This window comes from Burkholderia sp. PR2, assembly GCF_052372875.1.
Taxonomy (GTDB): Bacteria; Pseudomonadota; Gammaproteobacteria; order Burkholderiales; family Burkholderiaceae; genus Burkholderia; species Burkholderia diffusa.
In genome coordinates this window covers 1,673,243-1,688,879 of sequence record NZ_JBQRWH010000004.1, presented here as the reverse complement: position 1 = coordinate 1,688,879, position 15,637 = coordinate 1,673,243, and the positions used below count along the sequence as shown (strand labels likewise).

Annotated in this window: 15 protein-coding genes and 2 riboswitches; of the genes, 6 read left to right on the top strand and 9 right to left on the bottom strand. The window is 68.1% G+C overall.

Annotated features, from left to right (window positions below; genetic code table 11):
- Positions 1-5: 5 nt before the first annotated feature.
- Both cobW and ACT2FV_RS25020 read right to left on the bottom strand, forming a co-directional pair.
- On the bottom strand, positions 6-1,094 hold the full coding sequence (cobW, locus tag ACT2FV_RS25025) for a cobalamin biosynthesis protein CobW (RefSeq protein ID WP_444505020.1): 1,089 nt from the start codon (positions 1,092-1,094) through the stop codon (positions 6-8).
- A gap of 25 nt (positions 1,095-1,119) precedes the next feature.
- A complete protein-coding gene (locus tag ACT2FV_RS25020; RefSeq protein WP_124626179.1) occupies positions 1,120-2,178 on the bottom strand; it encodes a HoxN/HupN/NixA family nickel/cobalt transporter in 1,059 nt (352 codons plus the stop codon).
- Between the two features lie 187 nt (positions 2,179-2,365).
- A riboswitch (cobalamin riboswitch) is annotated at positions 2,366-2,628 on the bottom strand.
- Between the two features lie 124 nt (positions 2,629-2,752).
- Positions 2,753-2,990: riboswitch (cobalamin riboswitch) on the top strand.
- A 110-nt stretch (positions 2,991-3,100) separates the two neighbouring features.
- Between ACT2FV_RS25020 and cobA the strand changes: the two genes are divergently transcribed.
- The 4 genes from cobA to ACT2FV_RS25000 are packed head-to-tail and all read left to right on the top strand — an operon-like array spanning position 3,101 to position 6,229.
- On the top strand, positions 3,101-3,910 hold the full coding sequence (gene cobA / locus ACT2FV_RS25015; protein WP_444505019.1) for a uroporphyrinogen-III C-methyltransferase: 810 nt from the start codon (positions 3,101-3,103) through the stop codon (positions 3,908-3,910).
- Positions 3,907-4,284, top strand: coding sequence for a cobalamin biosynthesis protein (locus ACT2FV_RS25010; RefSeq protein ID WP_059606744.1), 378 nt, complete (start codon positions 3,907-3,909; stop codon positions 4,282-4,284). The genes cobA and ACT2FV_RS25010 overlap by 4 nt, the downstream gene beginning before the upstream one ends.
- 34 nt (positions 4,285-4,318) lie before the next feature.
- Positions 4,319-4,921 carry a cob(I)yrinic acid a,c-diamide adenosyltransferase gene (gene cobO / locus ACT2FV_RS25005; RefSeq protein ID WP_059606742.1) on the top strand — a complete coding sequence of 201 codons (603 nt, stop codon included), beginning with the start codon at positions 4,319-4,321 and terminating at the stop codon, positions 4,919-4,921.
- Between the two features lie 3 nt (positions 4,922-4,924).
- Entirely contained in the window at positions 4,925-6,229 is a 1,305-nt protein-coding gene (locus ACT2FV_RS25000) for a cobyrinate a,c-diamide synthase (RefSeq protein ID WP_444505018.1), read from the top strand.
- A gap of 33 nt (positions 6,230-6,262) precedes the next feature.
- Here ACT2FV_RS25000 and bamE read toward each other — a convergent pair whose 3' ends face one another.
- Positions 6,263-6,802, bottom strand: a complete 540-nt coding sequence (gene bamE, locus ACT2FV_RS24995) for an outer membrane protein assembly factor BamE domain-containing protein (RefSeq protein WP_124626175.1) — start codon at positions 6,800-6,802, stop codon at positions 6,263-6,265.
- A gap of 170 nt (positions 6,803-6,972) precedes the next feature.
- Positions 6,973-8,136 carry a M20 aminoacylase family protein gene (locus tag ACT2FV_RS24990; RefSeq protein ID WP_174907859.1) on the bottom strand — a complete coding sequence of 388 codons (1,164 nt, stop codon included), beginning with the start codon at positions 8,134-8,136 and terminating at the stop codon, positions 6,973-6,975.
- Between the two features lie 355 nt (positions 8,137-8,491).
- Between ACT2FV_RS24990 and ACT2FV_RS24985 the strand changes: the two genes are divergently transcribed.
- Positions 8,492-9,559, top strand: coding sequence for a type IV toxin-antitoxin system AbiEi family antitoxin (locus ACT2FV_RS24985; protein WP_444505017.1), 1,068 nt, complete (start codon positions 8,492-8,494; stop codon positions 9,557-9,559).
- Positions 9,528-10,433, top strand: a complete 906-nt coding sequence (locus tag ACT2FV_RS24980) for a nucleotidyl transferase AbiEii/AbiGii toxin family protein (RefSeq protein WP_444505016.1) — start codon at positions 9,528-9,530, stop codon at positions 10,431-10,433. The genes ACT2FV_RS24985 and ACT2FV_RS24980 overlap by 32 nt, the downstream gene beginning before the upstream one ends.
- A 42-nt stretch (positions 10,434-10,475) precedes the next feature.
- Here ACT2FV_RS24980 and ACT2FV_RS24975 read toward each other — a convergent pair whose 3' ends face one another.
- From ACT2FV_RS24975 to ACT2FV_RS24955, 5 genes are all read right to left on the bottom strand, one after another.
- Positions 10,476-10,898, bottom strand: a complete 423-nt coding sequence (locus ACT2FV_RS24975) for a PIN domain-containing protein (RefSeq protein WP_444505015.1) — start codon at positions 10,896-10,898, stop codon at positions 10,476-10,478.
- Positions 10,895-11,161, bottom strand: a complete 267-nt coding sequence (gene vapB, locus ACT2FV_RS24970) for a type II toxin-antitoxin system VapB family antitoxin (RefSeq protein ID WP_059606948.1) — start codon at positions 11,159-11,161, stop codon at positions 10,895-10,897. Before vapB ends, ACT2FV_RS24975 begins: the two co-directional genes overlap by 4 nt.
- Positions 11,162-11,431: 270 nt before the next feature.
- Positions 11,432-12,451, bottom strand: coding sequence for a GNAT family N-acetyltransferase (locus ACT2FV_RS24965; RefSeq protein WP_444505014.1), 1,020 nt, complete (start codon positions 12,449-12,451; stop codon positions 11,432-11,434).
- Positions 12,451-13,290, bottom strand: coding sequence for a formyltransferase family protein (locus tag ACT2FV_RS24960; RefSeq protein WP_444505013.1), 840 nt, complete (start codon positions 13,288-13,290; stop codon positions 12,451-12,453). The genes ACT2FV_RS24965 and ACT2FV_RS24960 overlap by 1 nt, the downstream gene beginning before the upstream one ends.
- A gap of 85 nt (positions 13,291-13,375) precedes the next feature.
- Entirely contained in the window at positions 13,376-15,592 is a 2,217-nt protein-coding gene (locus tag ACT2FV_RS24955; protein WP_444505012.1) for a TonB-dependent siderophore receptor, read from the bottom strand.
- Positions 15,593-15,637 lie beyond the last annotated feature (45 nt).

Below are 15,637 nucleotides of genomic sequence, written 5' to 3'. Positions count from 1 at the left end.
GCGCGTTACGCCTGTTGCAGGTCGGCCGCGCACGCGGCGTCGAACGCGCGCTGCAGCGCGGCCGCGTCGAGATCCTCGCCGATCAGCACGAAGCGGCTCGCACGCGTTTCGCCGTCCTGCCAGCGACGGTCGAAGTAGCTGTCGAAGCGTCGGCCGACACCCTGGATCACGAGCCGCATCGGCGCATCGGGCAGCGCGGCGAACCCTTTCGCGCGGTAGATCGTGTGCGTCTCGACGACACGCTGCAGCGCGGCGATCGTCGCTTCGCGCGTGCCCGCATCGCCCGACACCACCACCGAATCGAAATCGTCGTGATGGTGGTCGTGATCGCCGTCGTCGGCCGAGCCGTGATGGTCGTGCCGCAGGTGAATCGTTTCCTCCGACGCCGATTCGAGCCCGAGCAGCACCGCGACGTCCAGTTCGCCACGCGTCGCGCGCACGATCTTCACCTGCGGCGGGATTTCCTCGCGGATCGCGGCTTCGACCTCGGCAAACTGCGCGTCGGCGACGAGATCGGCCTTGTTCACGATCACGAGATCGGCGGACGACAGCTGGTCGGCGAACAGTTCGTGCAGCGGCGATTCGTGGTCGAGGTTCGGATCGGCGCGGCGCTGCGCGTCGACGGCCTGCGGGTTCTCGGCGAACTGGCCGCTCGCGGCAGCCGGACCGTCGACGACGGTCACGACCGCGTCGACCGTGAAGCTGTTGCGGATCGTCGGCCAGTTGAAGGCCTGCACGAGCGGCTTCGGCAGCGCGAGGCCCGACGTCTCGATCAACACGTGATCGATGTCGGCACGGCGCTCGACGAGCGCTTCCATCACCGGATAGAACTCCTCCTGCACGGTACAGCACAGGCAGCCGTTCGCGAGTTCGTACAGCTGGCCCGACGCTTCGCCCTGCACGCCGTCTGCGTCCTCGCAGCCGATGCCGCAGCCCTTGAGGATTTCGCCGTCGATGCCGAGCTCGCCGAATTCGTTGACGATCACCGCGATGCGGCGGCCTTCGGCGTGCTGCAGGATGTGGCGCATCAGCGTGGTCTTGCCGCTGCCGAGAAAGCCCGTGACGATCGTGACGGGAAGCTTGCGTAAGGTCATGGTGGGTCCTGTGTCGAAAAGGGTGTCAGGCCGAGAGCGTCACGTCGATCTCGTCGTAGCGTTTGAGGCGATAGATCGCGGCCGACACGATCCAGCACGCGAGGAACAGGCCGATCACGACGTAGCCGAGCATCCCGAAATGCGATGCGACCATCGTGGAGAAATCCCAGACGGGTCCTTGCAGCGACAGTTTATCCGCGAGCAGCGCGAGCACCTCGATGCCACCGATCAGCGCGGCGACCAGCACCGACACGAACGTGATCGTCATGTTGTAGTAGATCTTGCGGATCGGCCGCACGTACGCCCAGCGGTATGCGCCCATCATCAGGATGCCGTCCGTCGTGTCGACGAGCGTCATGCCCGCGGTGAACAGCACCGGCAGCACCATCACCGACCAGAACGACAGACCGCCCTGCACCTGCGTGGCCGAAATGCCGAACAGCGCGATTTCGGTCGCGGTATCGAAGCCGAAGCCGAACAGGAAGCCGACCGGATACAGGTGCCAGCTGCGCGACACGAGGCGGAACAACGGCCGGAACAGACGGGCCAGCACGCCGCGCTGGTTCATCAGCATGTCGAGGTCGGCGTCGACGATCGTCTCGCCGCGGCGGGCCGCGCGAAACGTCCGGTAGACGGAGATCAGGATCAGCAGGTTGGCGGCCGCGAGCACCAGCAGGAAGAACGCCGACACGCTCGTGCTGATCACGCCGCCCCAGGTCTTCATGCTCTCGAAGCGCGCGAGCGACGCCGCGGTCAGCGCGACCACAACCGACATCACGATCACCACCGTCGAATGGCCGAGCGAGAAGAACAGGCCCGCGCCGAGCGGGCTGCGACCCTCCTGCATCAGCTTGCGCGTAACGTTGTCGATCGCGGCGATGTGGTCGGCGTCGACCGCGTGGCGGAGGCCGAACACGTAGGCGAGCAGCGCGGTACCGAGCAGCACGGGCTGGTCGCGAAACGCGACGAAGGCCCAGATCCACGCGCCGACGTTGAATGCGACGAGCAATGAATAGATCGCGACGATTTTGCCGCGCAGCCCGGATGGGCTGTCGTTGAACAGGCGGAAGAACGAGTCGAGCATGATGCTCCTTTGCGAACGGTCGACATGGTGAATGCCAACACGGCCGTCGTCGGCCCCGCCTGCGCCGCTGGCCGTTCCTCGCCCCGGGCCGCGCGCGTGCTGCGGCTGACGGTTCGGCGGAGGAAGCGGGCAACGTTCGGGCGTCGGGCGTGCTGCGGCCGTGGACGATGCGCCGCCTCCCCGCGGCGCTGAACCCCACGTTCTGGCCGGTATCCGGGCTGACGAACACGCCGCTTCGCCTTCCCGGATGCGCGGCATCCAGTGGCTGTCGTCCGCATGCGGCAGGCATGCGGCGAAGCGGCGCTGCATCGCGCTGGGCGCGATGCGTTCGCTTACCGTTGCGGGGGCAGCACAGGTTGGCTCGACTGCGGTGCAGCCAGGCTCCCTGTTTCCCGTTTAACTGCGCGCGCCGGAGGAGCGCACGCGAGCACCAAAACGCGTGCGAGTGTAGGTGGCGGTGCGGGGAGCGTCAAGGCGGAACGGGCCGCCGCGGCGCGTTCGGCACGGCCGCGGCATCGTGCCGGGGGCGCTCGCGGCGCCCGCGGGGCGGGTTCGCGCGGGCCGACCGCTGTGCTATCGTATGCGCCGCGTTCGGTGCTCGCATGCGCATTTCCGCGCACGCAGTTAAACGGGAAACAGGAGGCGGAAGCCCGCCCGGCCTGTGCTGTCCCCGCAACGGTACGCCGCCCGCGCGCCGCGGTTCCCCCCGCACGCGCCCAGGCCGCCCGCGATGCCACTGCCCTTCAACGGGCGGGAAGGCTGCGGTCTGGCAAGCGGCCAGCCCGGATACCGGCCGACGCAAGGGGCGAGCCCGCTGCTCGCCGAACGCCCGATCCGCGGGGGACGGATGGGGTGCGCTTCCCGCCCGCGTTCGCGCGGGCTTCGCCCGATCCATCATGCCTTGCCTGTCCGCCGGCCGCCGATGCGCCGCTCGCCGTCCCCTTTCCACTGCCACGACACGGTGTGCGCCGTGCCGCGTCCGATGAGCCGCGCCTGGCTCGTCGGCGCCGGCCCCGGCGACGCCGATCTGCTGACGCTGAAGGCCGTGCGAGCGATCGCCGCGGCCGATGTGCTGCTCGTCGACGACCTCGTGAACCCCGACGTATTGCGCCATGCGCGCGCGGACGCACGCATCGAGCACGTCGGCAAGCGCGGCGGCCATGCGTCGACACCGCAGGAAGCGATCGTCGCTGCGATGCTCGCGCATCTGCGCGCAGGCCGCAGCGTCGCGCGGCTCAAGGGCGGCGATCCGTTCGTGTTCGGCCGCGGCGGCGAGGAGCTGCTCGCGCTCGGCGCGGCGGGTTTCCCGGTCGAGGTCGTACACGGCATCACGGCCGGTATCGCGGCCCCGGCCGCGCTCGGCATTCCGGTCACGCATCGTGGCGATGCGCAGGGCGTGATCTTCGTCACGGGCCACGGCGCGGGTGCCGACGAGCCCGACTGGCGCGCGCTGGCCGCGACGCGGATGACGATCGTGATCTACATGGGCATACGCCGGCTCGACGCGATCGTGGCCGCGCTGCGCGACGGCGGCATGCCCGGCGACATGCCGTGCGCGGCCATCGAGAACGCGACGCGTGACGGGCAGCGGCACGTGCTCGCTGCGCTCGACACCGTCGTCGAACGCGTGGACGCGACCGGTATCGGTTCGCCCGCGATCGTCGTGATCGGCCGCGTCGCGGCGCTCGCCGACGATCCGGCAGTGCGCGCGGCGCTCGGCGGCCGTGCATGATGCGCGTCGCGCTCGGCGTCGGTTTTCGCGCGGACGTGACGGCCGCGCAACTCGATGCCGCGATCCGCGCGGCGCTGGCGCACTACCCGGATGCCGAGCCGGCCATCGTCGCGACGCTTGCTGACAAGGCGCGTGCCCGGCCGCTACGCACGCTGTGCGCCCGCCGCGGCTGGCCGCTCGTCGCGTTCGACGCGGCGCAGCTCGCGCAGTGCCCCGAACCGGCATTGAGCGGCCCGTCGGCTGCCGCGCTCGCGCGTTTCGGCGTCGCGGGCGTGGCCGAGCCGTGCGCTCGGCTCGCGGCGCCGCGGGGCCGGCTGCTCGGCCCCAAATCCATCCTGGGCGGCGTGACGGTCGCGCTCGCCGGCCCGCTCTGAACCCTTTGTTTCGCTTTCGACAGGACGATTCCCGATGAAGACCGATGCCGAATCCCATCAGCGGATGACCGAACGCCGCCGCGCCGGCCATGAAAAAAAGCAGGCCGCCGCCACCCAGGAAAAGGGCCTGCTGATCGTCAACACCGGCAACGGCAAGGGCAAGAGCACGGCCGCGTTCGGCATGGCCGTGCGCGTGCTCGGCCACGGCATGCGGCTCGGCGTCGTGCAGTTCATCAAGGGCGCGCTGCACACGTCCGAGCGCGACTTCCTCGGCGCGGTCGCGCAATGCGACTTCGTGACGATGGGCGACGGCTACACGTGGAACACGCAGAACCGCGACGCCGACATCGCGACCGCGCGCAAAGGCTGGGACGAGGCACGCCGGATGATCGAAAGCGGTGAGTACCGGATGGTGATCCTCGACGAGTTGAACACCGTGCTGAAGTACGAATATCTGCCGCTCGACGAAGTGCTCGCGACGCTCGTCGGGCGGCCGGATGCGGTGCACGTCGTCGTCACTGGCCGACATGCGCCGGATGCACTGATCGATGCGGCCGACCTCGTCACCGAAATGCGGCTCGTCAAGCATCCGTACAAGGAGCAAGGCGTGAAGGCGCAGCCCGGCGTGGAGTTCTGAGCGATGCCGGCCTGCCCCGCGCTGTTCGTCAGCGCGCCCGCGTCCGGCCAGGGCAAGACGTCGGTGACGGCCGGCCTCGCGCGGTTGCACCGGCGGCTCGGCCGGCGCGTGCGCGTGTTCAAGACCGGGCCTGATTTTCTCGATCCGATGTTGCTCGAACGCGCGAGCGGCGCCCCCGTGCATGCGCTCGACCTCGGCATGGTCGGGGAAGCCGGCTGCCGTGCGCTGCTCGCGGATGCCGCACGCGACGCGGACCTGATCCTGATCGAAGGTGTAATGGGGTTGTTCGACGGCACGCCGAGCAGCGCCGATCTCGCGGTCGCGTTCGGCGTGCCGGTCGTCGCGGTGATTGCCGCGAAGTCGATGGCGCAGACGTTCGCGGCGATCGCGTTCGGGCTCGCGCGGTTCCGCCCCGAGGTGCCGTTTCACGGCGTGCTGGCAAACCGCGTCGGGTCGCCGCGGCATGCGGAACTGCTGCGGCAGGCGTTGCCCGACGACTTGCGCTGGCTCGGGCACGTGCCGGCCGATGCGGGCATCGCGCTGCCGGAGCGCCATCTCGGCCTGCACCAGCCGGCCGACATCGACGACCTCGATGCGCGGCTCGAGCGCGTGGCCGACGTGCTCGCGCAGACGGCGCTCGCCGAATTGCCGCCCGCGGTTTCGTTCGCGGCACCGGACGTCCGCGCTCCGCTGCCGCGTGCACTCGCCGGCAAGCGGATCGCGATCGCGCGCGATGCGGCGTTCTCGTTCATCTACCCGGCGAATCTGGCGCTGCTCGATGCGCTCGGTGCGCAGCTTCGGTTCTTTTCGCCGCTCGCCGACGAACCCGTGCCCGCCGATTGCGATGCGCTGTTCCTGCCGGGCGGCTATCCGGAACTGCATGCGGCGACGCTCGCGGCGAATGCCGTGACCGCGCGGACGATTCGCGCGCACGCGGCGGCCAGCCGGCCGATCGTCGCGGAATGCGGCGGGATGGTGTATCTGTGCGAATCGCTGACCGATGCGGACGGCTCGACGACGCCGATGCTCGGCCTGCTGTCGGGTCATGCGACGATGCAGCGCCGGTTCGCGGCGCTCGGAATGCAGCAGCTGGACACGCGCACCGGGCCGATGCACGGTCATACGTTTCATTATTCGCGGCTCGCTACGCCGCTGGCACCGGTGGCGACCGCTGCGCGGCCCGACGGCGCGCCCGGCAGCGGCGAAGCCGTTTATCGCGCGGGCCCGATCGTCGCGACGTACATGCACATGTACTGGCCGTCGAATCCGGAAATGGCGGCCGCGCTGTTCGGCGGCACGGCATTCTGACGAAAAACCGTCGGATGCCGCGCAGCCGCGATGTCAGTGCGTTTCGCGGCCCGGCGCTTCCGAGCGCGAAGTCCGGATCACGGTGCCGTCGGGCGAGAAATGCGCATTGAACATCGCGTCGCCCGATACGCCGCCCTCGGCCCAGTGCCAGCTCCACACTTCTTCATGACTCAACGCGTATTGCGCGACCTCGGTCGGCTTGCCGAGCAGTTGCCGCACGTCGTCCTTCGACATCCCCGGCACGACCTTCGCGATGTTCGCCGCCGTCAGTGCCTGAGTGATCGACACGAGCCGGCCGTCCGGCCCGAAATCGAGCATGTACGTGCTCGTGCCGTACGGGCCGCGCGGATACTCGAACCGCTGCGAGCCGTCCTCGCCCTGCCTGACCATCTCGGGCTTGCCAGCCTGGCGCAGCACGTCCTCGGTCGTCGAGACGCCCGGCTGCAGATTGCCGAACGCCATCGGATCGGGCTTGATCGCATTCACCGCGTCAGCCACCTTCTGGTCGTCGCACCCGGCCGCCAGAACGCCGACCGCGCAAGCCGTCAGCACGGTCAGAAACTGTTTTCGCATGTCGTCCACACCTGTATTCATCGAGCCGATCCGGCGTCGCGCGCAGCGTAGCACGCGCACCGTGTCGTCGATGTCAAGGAGCGTCAAATTGGCGCGCATCCCGCGCGCGCGGTTTCACGGCCGCGCCGGTATGCAACGGGCGGCGGTGCCCGCATCGATGCGCCGCGGCGTCACACCAGGAACGTCTCGGCCAGCTTGACCCAGTAAGATGCGCCGGTCGGCAATGCCGCGTCGTTGAAGTCGTAACCGGGGTTGTGCACCATGCAGCCGCCCTCCCCGTCGCCGTTGCCGATGATCAGGTAGCAGCCCGGCCGCTTCTCGAGCAGGAACGCGAAATCCTCGCTGCCGGTGAGCGGCACCATCCCGTCGATGAGGTTCGCCTCGCCGACCCACTCGCGCGCGACGCCGCGTGCGAACGCGGTCATCTCCGCGTCGTTGACGAGCACCGGGTAGCGGCGCTGGTAGTCGATCGTCGCGGTCGCGCCGAATACGGCCGCCTGCGCATGAACGACTTCCTTGATGCGCGTCTCGAGCAGGTCGCGCACCTCCGGCTTCAGCGCGCGCACGGACAGGCGCATCTGCGCGCGGTCGGGAATCACGTTCGGCGCCTCGCCCGCGTGGATCGCGCCCACCGTGACGATCGCCATGTCGAGCGGCGACACGTTGCGCGACACGATCGTCTGCAGCGCGACGACAATCTGCGCGCACACGACGACCGGGTCGATCGCCCGATGCGGCACCGCGCCGTGGCCGCCGCGCCCCTGCACGTCGACGATCACGGTATCCGACGACGCCATGAACGGCCCCGGCAGGAAGCCGAACTTGCCCGTCGGGAAACCCGGCATGTTGTGCATCGCGAAGATCGCGTCGCACGGAAACTGCTCGAACAGCCCGTCGTCGAGCATTTTCTTCGCGCCGCCGAGCCCTTCCTCGGCCGGCTGGAAAATCAGGTTCAGCGTGCCGGAAAAGCGGCGCTCGCGCGCCAGGTGCTTCGCGGCCGCGAGCAGCATCGCCGTGTGGCCGTCGTGGCCGCACGCGTGCATCTTGCCGGGGATCGTGCTCTGGTACGGCAGGCCGGTCGATTCGTGGATCGGCAGCGCGTCCATGTCGGCGCGCAGGCCGAGGCGCTGCGTACCGTTGCCGACCTTCAGCTGCGCGACGACCCCCGTGCCGCCGAGCCCGCGATGCACCGTATAGCCCCACGCCTGCAACTGCCCGGCGACGAGGTCGCTCGTCGCGAATTCCTCGAAACCCAGCTCGGGGTGGGCATGAATGCGGTGCCGGATCTCGATCATTTCGTCGGCGAGGCCTGCGGGGATCACGCTGTGCGTCACGGTGTCGTCTCCTGGGTTCCGTGGGGAATGTGCAGGCAAGGATAGTCGGTTGAACGGCAACCGAAAAGACAGAAAGTCGTCACGGCGACAACCTGAGGTTGCCTGCCAATCGTCGGGGCGCACGACGAATCGCACGGCGGAAGAAAACGGTCATGCGGGCGACTGCCGCCCGCGAGCGGGATTAGCGAGACTACGTGTTCCGTCTCGATTTTTCAGGTTGGAGTGCGCGTTGATCGCCGTTCGTCATTCCGGAATAATTCCGTCATATCAACTGGTTGAGCGTCTTTGTTCATTTTTTGACGGATGTACATTTTTTGCATACACTCGTGAAAAAGTGAACAAGCGATCCGCCCCGATGCCCCAGCATGCCACCCTGCCGATAACGGAACAGCATGTGCTCGACGAAGCCTGTGCCGCGTTCGAACGCGCGACCCGGCGCTTCAACGCACGGTCCGTGCGCGTGCCGGCCACATACAACGCGCATGCCGACGCGATGATCCGCTTCGGCATTGCCGGGCAAACATTCGAGATGCCGGCGGTTGTGAGCGTCGGCGTCGAATCGCTGCAAGGCGCGCTCGCCGCGTTGCGCCGCCGCGCTCCTCCAGCGTCCGCCGAGCGGCCGCTGATGCTGGTCGCGCCGTATTTATCGGCCGAACTGGCCGCCCGCCTGATCGAGCACGACATCCCGTTTATCGATACCGCCGGCAACGCGTGCCTGATCCAGCCGGAGGCGACGGTGATGATCTCCGGCCGGCCGAAACCTGCACGCACGCCACGCCGGCAGGCATCGCGCGCGACGACGCCCAAGGGGCTCGCCGTGATGTTCGCGCTCGCGACGCAGCCGAGCCTCGTCACGCAACCGCTCCGGGCGATCGCCGCCGCGTCGGGCGTCGCGCTCGGCACGGTCAATCTCGCAATGGACGATCTGATCACCCGCGGCCTCATCGCGCAGCGGCGCAACGGCGAACGCGCGTTTACCGACTGGCCGCGCTTCGTGCAGGAATGGGTCGCACTGTACCCGAGCCGCCTGCGCGCGAAATTGCCGAGCCGGCGGTTTGCCGCGCTCGCGCCCGACTGGTGGCACGGTTTCGATTTCGCGGCATTCGACGCGCGGCTCGGCGGCGAACCTGCGGCCGACCTGCTGACGCACGACCTGAAGCCGGCCGCGGTCACCGTCTATACGCACGGCGCCGTGTCGAACCGCCTGCTGCTCCAGGCGCGCCTGCGCCCGGACGAGCGCGGCGACGTCGAGCTGCTCGAAGCATTCTGGCCGCCGTCGCCGGCGCTCGACTGGCGCGAGCAGGACATGCCGCTCGTGCCGCCGCTGCTGATCTACGCGGATCTCGTCTCGTCCGGAGACAGCCGCAATCTTGCCGCCGCCGAACACATCCATGACCGATACCTCGCCCACCCGCCCGCTTGAAGTCGACGCGCGCCGGCCGCTCGAGCCGGCGGCGGTCGCGTTGCTGCAGGCGGTCCGTGCGGCTTGCGCGCAGCTCGACGCGGCATTCGTCGTCGCCGGCGCGACCGCGCGCGACATCCTGATGTGGCATGTCCACGGCATCCGGCCGGTGCGTGCGACGCGGGACGTCGACGTCGCGGTGTGCGCGGTGAGCTGGCCGTTTCACGAACGGCTCGTCGATGCGCTCGTCGCGACGAAGCAATTCGCACGCGCGCCGAAGCATCAGCAGAAACTGCTGTTCGACAGCGGGACGCAGGGCTTTCGCACGGAGCTCGATCTCGTGCCGTTCGGGCCGCTCGAGGCGCCACCCGGCGAAATCGCGTGGCCACCGGGCGGCGATTTCGTGCTGAACGTGCTGGGCTTTCAGGAGGCGGTCGATACGGCGCTGGTCGTGTCGATCGCGGCCGGCATCGAGGTGCCGGTGGCGAGCCTGCCGGCCCTTGCGCTGTTGAAATTGCTCGCATGGAAGGATCGGCGCGCACGCCAGAACAGCGACGCGTACGACCTGCTGTTCCTGCTCACGCATTTTCACGACGCGGGTAATCGCGAGCGGATCTGGGACGTCGCGCCCGACCTGCTCGAGCGGCACGGTTTCCAGCCTGAGCTGGCGGCGGCCGCGCTGCTGGCGCGCGATGCAAGGCGGATTGCTTCGCCGCAAACGCACGATGCGATCCGCGCGCTGTTATCCGACGCAGCGATCTACGCGACGCTCGGACAGGATCTGCAGGCACGCGCGTTCGCGCTGCTGCCGGGCGAATTCAGCGATGACGCCGACCGGTATCTCGACGCATTCCGCGACGCCTTTCTCACCGATTCGCCCGTTCCCCGGACGTGACGTGCGGCCGCGCGACCGCAACGCCATCGCACATTCACGGCCCTAGGCCGAGGCCGCCCAGTCTTCGAGCGACAACCCCGCGACGCGGCTGAATTCGCGACCATTGTTCGTGACGAGCACGGCACCGGCCGCGATCGCATGACCGGCGATCGATGCATCGTTCGCGCCGATCGGTGTCCCGCGTGTGGCAAGGTCGACACGAATCGCAGCCGCTGCATCGACCGCCGCGGTATCCCACGACAGCACGCCGTCCAGCCGCGCGACAAACGCCGTCACGAGTTCCGCATGCTTCGGCGATGCCTTTCTGCCGACCGCGCCGAATCGCATTTCGGCATAGGTAATCGCCGACACGACGATCCGGTGCTGCGCGTTGACGCACGACTGCAGCCGGGACAGCACCGCGGGCGGCCGCTCGCGCATGATGAACGAACAGATGTTCGTATCGAGCATGTAGAGCGTTGTCACCGGCCCGACTCCGTTTGTGCGTCGCCATCCGTGCCGGACAGGTCGAAACGACCGGCTTCGATGACAGCCGGGCGCTCGACGAGGAAGTCGGCATCGGCCAGCGGTTCACTCGCCAACGACAGCCATGTCGGCCGCACCGGACGCAGCAGCAGCGTGTCGCCCTCGCGACGGATCTCGAGTTCCGTCACACCCTCGAATTCCATGTCCTTCGGGATGCGGATTGCCTGGTTCCTGGCGTTCTTGAAAATGGATACGGTGCGCATGAGCCACTCCATGGGAGTACGATGCGCCCATTCTAGACATATGCCAGCATATGTCAACGTCGAGGCATGCGAGCCGGGGATTGCGCTTGATGCTGTTGCGGATGTGCTTGCCATGTCGTCACGACCTGTCTGCATTGAGGGAGCGATCCATTCTTCCTCATGCCGCCCGCCCGATCCATATCCCGAACGGCCGATGTGTGCCCCCTTTCAAGTCGCGCGAGGCGTCGACATTTGTGAATCGACGCATCGACCCTTCGCGCGCCCATCCCGTCACGGCAACCGGAAAGTGTCGAAGAATGTCTCGCGCTCCATCACGGTGAGCGCCGCGCGCTTGTGCGGGAAGTCGAACTCCTTCAGCGTGTAGAACCCGAGCCGGTGCATGTACGCGATATGCCGCACGTGATCGACGCGCGGCTCACCCACGAGCCGCTGCGTGCGCGGTTCGTCGACGAACATGTAGTGCAGCACCCCGCTCCACCACGCATGCAGCTTGCCCGCGCTCTGGAAGCGTGAATCGCCGATCAGCAAGTGCAGCCCGCGATCGTAGTCGTGCGCGTCGTAGAACGGCGCGAGCCGGTCCTCCTTCGCCCAGTAGAACTCGAAATAGCCGAACGGCGTATCGTCGAAATAGCCGATCATCGGATGCATGTGCGGGTCGGCGAGCCGCTCCGCGAGATAGGCGGCGTGTTCGTCGAGCGTGCCGCGCTGGTCCCAGAAATGCGCGACGCGATCGAGGTTCATCCAGTCGCTGAACAACTGCGCATGCGTAGCGATGTCGACGGTGCGCAGGCTGAACGTCATCCCGACCTGCGGCATGTAGCGTGAATAGATCTCGCCGGCCGGCGATGGCGGCCGCACCGGATGCCGGTGGCCGTTCGTGATCGTGTAGCGCAGCGGCATCCCGCCCGATGCGGGCGCCTTCAGCCACGGCTGCGGATTCTGCCAGAACGTCGCACGCGATGCGGCGAGGCGCAGCCGGTCGCCCGCGATCCGTGCGTCATCGATCACGCCGTCGCGCACCGCGCGCGCGACGTACGACGCGATAGCCGCCGGATCAGCGCCGCCAAGCGGCACCGACACCGCCGCCGCATCGTGCCGCGTTTCCGTATTGAACAGCGCGACGAACTCCGCGAGCAGCGCGGCCGGCGGATCGTCGGGCCGCCACGTGTCGAGCGTGCGCTCGGCGGCGGGCGGCTCCTGCCCGTGCGCGGCGCCGTCGAGTGCCGCGGCGACCTCGCCTTCGACGGCGTCCGCTTCCTTGTCGGCCGGTTTCGTCAGCGTGTCTTCCATCACAGTGCTCCCGCGTCGTGGCGATCGGCGAGGATGTGCAGCCCCCGGTCGAGCGCCGGAAACAGGCTGCGCTGGAAGTTGTTCCAGCGCAGTTCGAGAATCGTGTCGTCCGGCGCGATCGGCGTGTCGAGCACGTCGCAGATCACCTCGCCCGAATCGATGCCGTTGTCGACGTAGTGGAACGAAGCGCCCGTCATCGTCACGGGTTCGACGCGCGAGGTCGCGCCGGTCGCCCAGTCGACCCGTTCGCCGCGCGCGCCGTGCAGCGCGTCGAGCGTGGCCCACGCACCGCGCCTCTGGTACGGCGAATCGTCGGCCGTGATGCCGGGGTGGATGTTCGCGATGCGACGATGAAAGCGCGCGCCGGGACGCACGAGTTCGTCGAGGATCACGAGCAGCCCGTCGAGCACGACCACGTCGGCGTCGAGTTCGAGCAGGCGTTCGAGCAGGCGGCGCTCGAACGCCTGCTTGCCCGTCACGCGCTCACGCGCGTCGCGCGGCAACCGGCGGTACGTCGATGCAATCGTGCAGAACAGTTCGTCGACCGGCCGGCCCTGCACGGTCAGCCCATCGGGCAGGATCCACGGGCGGCCGTCCGATCGCGCGAAGCCGCAGTCGGCAACCTTCGCGCGATCGGACGGCGAGCCTTCGTCGTCGTCGACGATCACACCCTGGAGCACATAGCGTTCGCCGAGCGACGAGTCATTCAGGCGCTCGACGAGGAATTCGAGCGGCGCCTTCATGTAGCGCGTGCCGCCCTGGTAAGCGACCGGCTGGCCGGCGCGATCGGCCGCGCCGTTGCGCAGCGACTGGATGTAGACGAGATTTTTCTTCGGCATGGAGGCGTCATGGAAAAGCGGACGACGGCACCGCGACCCGCCCGCGCCGGCCCGAGGGCCGACCGGCGTGCCGCGGCGCGCGGCGTCACCAGTTGTATTTCGCGGTGGCGATCACCGTGCGGTCGGTACCGAAAATGCAGACGCTCGTCGACTGGCAACCGCTGATGTAGTGGCGGTTGAACAGGTTCGTCCCGTTCACGGCAAAGCGCCAGTTGCGTGTGTCGTAATGCACGCCCGCGTCGAACAGCGTGTAGCTCCCGACCGTCAGCGAGTTGTCCGCCGCACCGGCCGACGCACTTTGGTAGCGCACGCCGCCGCCCAGGCCGAAGCCCGTGAGCGGCCCCGTGTGCCACGTCCAGTCCGCCCACAGCGACGCCATCTGACGCGGCCGCGGAATGTCGACCGGCCAGTTGTTCAGCGATGCGTCGTTGGCCTTCACGTTCTTCACGTCCTGGTAGACGTAGGACGCGATCAGCGACAGGTTCCGCGTGAGCTTGCCGGTCGCGTTCAGCTCGATCCCGCGCGAACGCACTTCGCCGGTCTGGACCGACGTCGTGCCGGACGGATCGAGATTGAGCGGCGTCGACGTGAGCACGTTGGTCTGGTTGATCTGGTAGATCGCCGCGCTCAGCATCATGTTCTTGCCGGGCGGCTGCCAGCGCAAGCCGGCCTCGATCTGCTTGCCGCGCGTCGGCTGCGGCAGCCCGCCGCCATACAGGTTCACGCCGATCAGCGGGTTGAACGAGCTAGCGTAGCTGATGTACGGCGACAGCCCGTAGTCGCCCTGGTACGTGAGGCCCACGCGGCCGGTGAACGCCGTGATGTCGGCCTTCGACTGCGTGCCGCCCTCGCGGTCGTCCATCCGCTGGTTCACCCAGTCCTCGCGGCCGCCGAGCGTCAGCGTCCAGCGGTTCCACTTGACCTGGTCCTGCACGTACAGCCCAAACGTGTTCATCGTCGTGTACGTGTTGGTGCGGTACGTGGTGTTCGGCGGCGAGAACACGGACAGCGTGACCGGTGTATAGACCGGGTTGTAGATGTTCAGCGTCGGCGCGGCGGCCAGCCATTCGCTGTCGGTAGCGGTCTGCCGGTTGTACTGGAAGCCGAGCAGCAGCGTGTGCTCGAGCGGCCCCGTGCCGAAGCGGCCCTGGAGGTTGTTGTCGATGTCGAAGCGGCTGTAGTTCGTCTGGAACACGCCGGCCCAGCGGTTGATGTCGGTCAGGCTGCCGTCGGCGAAGCCCGCGCCGAACACGGAGCCGTTGTCGAGCGACAGGTGCATCCAGCGCACGTTCTGCCGGAACGTCCACATCGCGTTCAGGTTCCGCTCGAACTGGTAGCCGAGCGACCACTGCTTCTTGCGGTAGTAGTTGAAATCGGCGTCGCCGCCATAGACGTCCTTGTCGAGCTGCCCGTTCGGGTTCGGCAGCACCGTGCCTTGCGCCGGCAGGAAGTTCGACGAGATGTCGCCCCAGTCCTGCAGATACGTGGCGGACAGCGTCAGCGACGTATCCGCGTCCGGGCGCCAGCGGAACGACGGCGCGAGCGCGACGCGCTGGTCGTTGTTCGGGCCCGTCAGCGCGTTGCCGTCGCGGGCGACGCCGACGAGCCGGTACGCGTACTTGCCATCCGCGTCGAGCTTGTCGCCGACATCGATCATGAACTGCTTGCGCGCGTAGTTGCCGAACTGCACGCCGGCTTCGCGCACGCGTTCGCCGTCGGCCGTTTTGGTCTGCACGTCGATGATCGCGCCCGGGTCGCCGGCACCGTACAGCACCGACGTCGGTCCGCGCAGCACGGTGATGCTGTCGATCATGTACGGATCGACGCGCCAACTCGACAGGTTCAGCGTGTTCGGCACCTGCAGGCCGTTCACGTACGCGGTCGGCGTGAAGCCGCGCAGTGCCGCGTACCAGTCGGAGCGGTTGTCCGAGCCGTACGACGAGAAGCCCGGCACGTAGCGCAGCGCCGCGTTCACGTCGGTCGCGCCGGTCATCTCGATCTGCTGCGCGGTGACGACGTTGATCGTCTGCGGGATTTCGTTGATCGACGTATCGGTCTTGGTGCCGGTCCTGCTGCGCTTCGCGACGAGCCCGACCGTGCCGTCGCCCTCCGAGCCCGCGTTGACGTTGATCGCCGGCAGCGTGCCGGACGTCGCGCCGTTCTGCACATTGCCGGCCGACGCCGCGGCGCCTGCGTTCACGGCCGGCGCCGTCTGCGCGTATGCGTGCCCTGCCGCCATCCCGAACGCCACGCTCGCCGCGGCTGCGATCGCACGCACACGCGTGCCTGTTGCCCACTCCATCTTTCTCTGCTCCACTTTTCCGATGCGGTCTCCGACCGCGCCTTT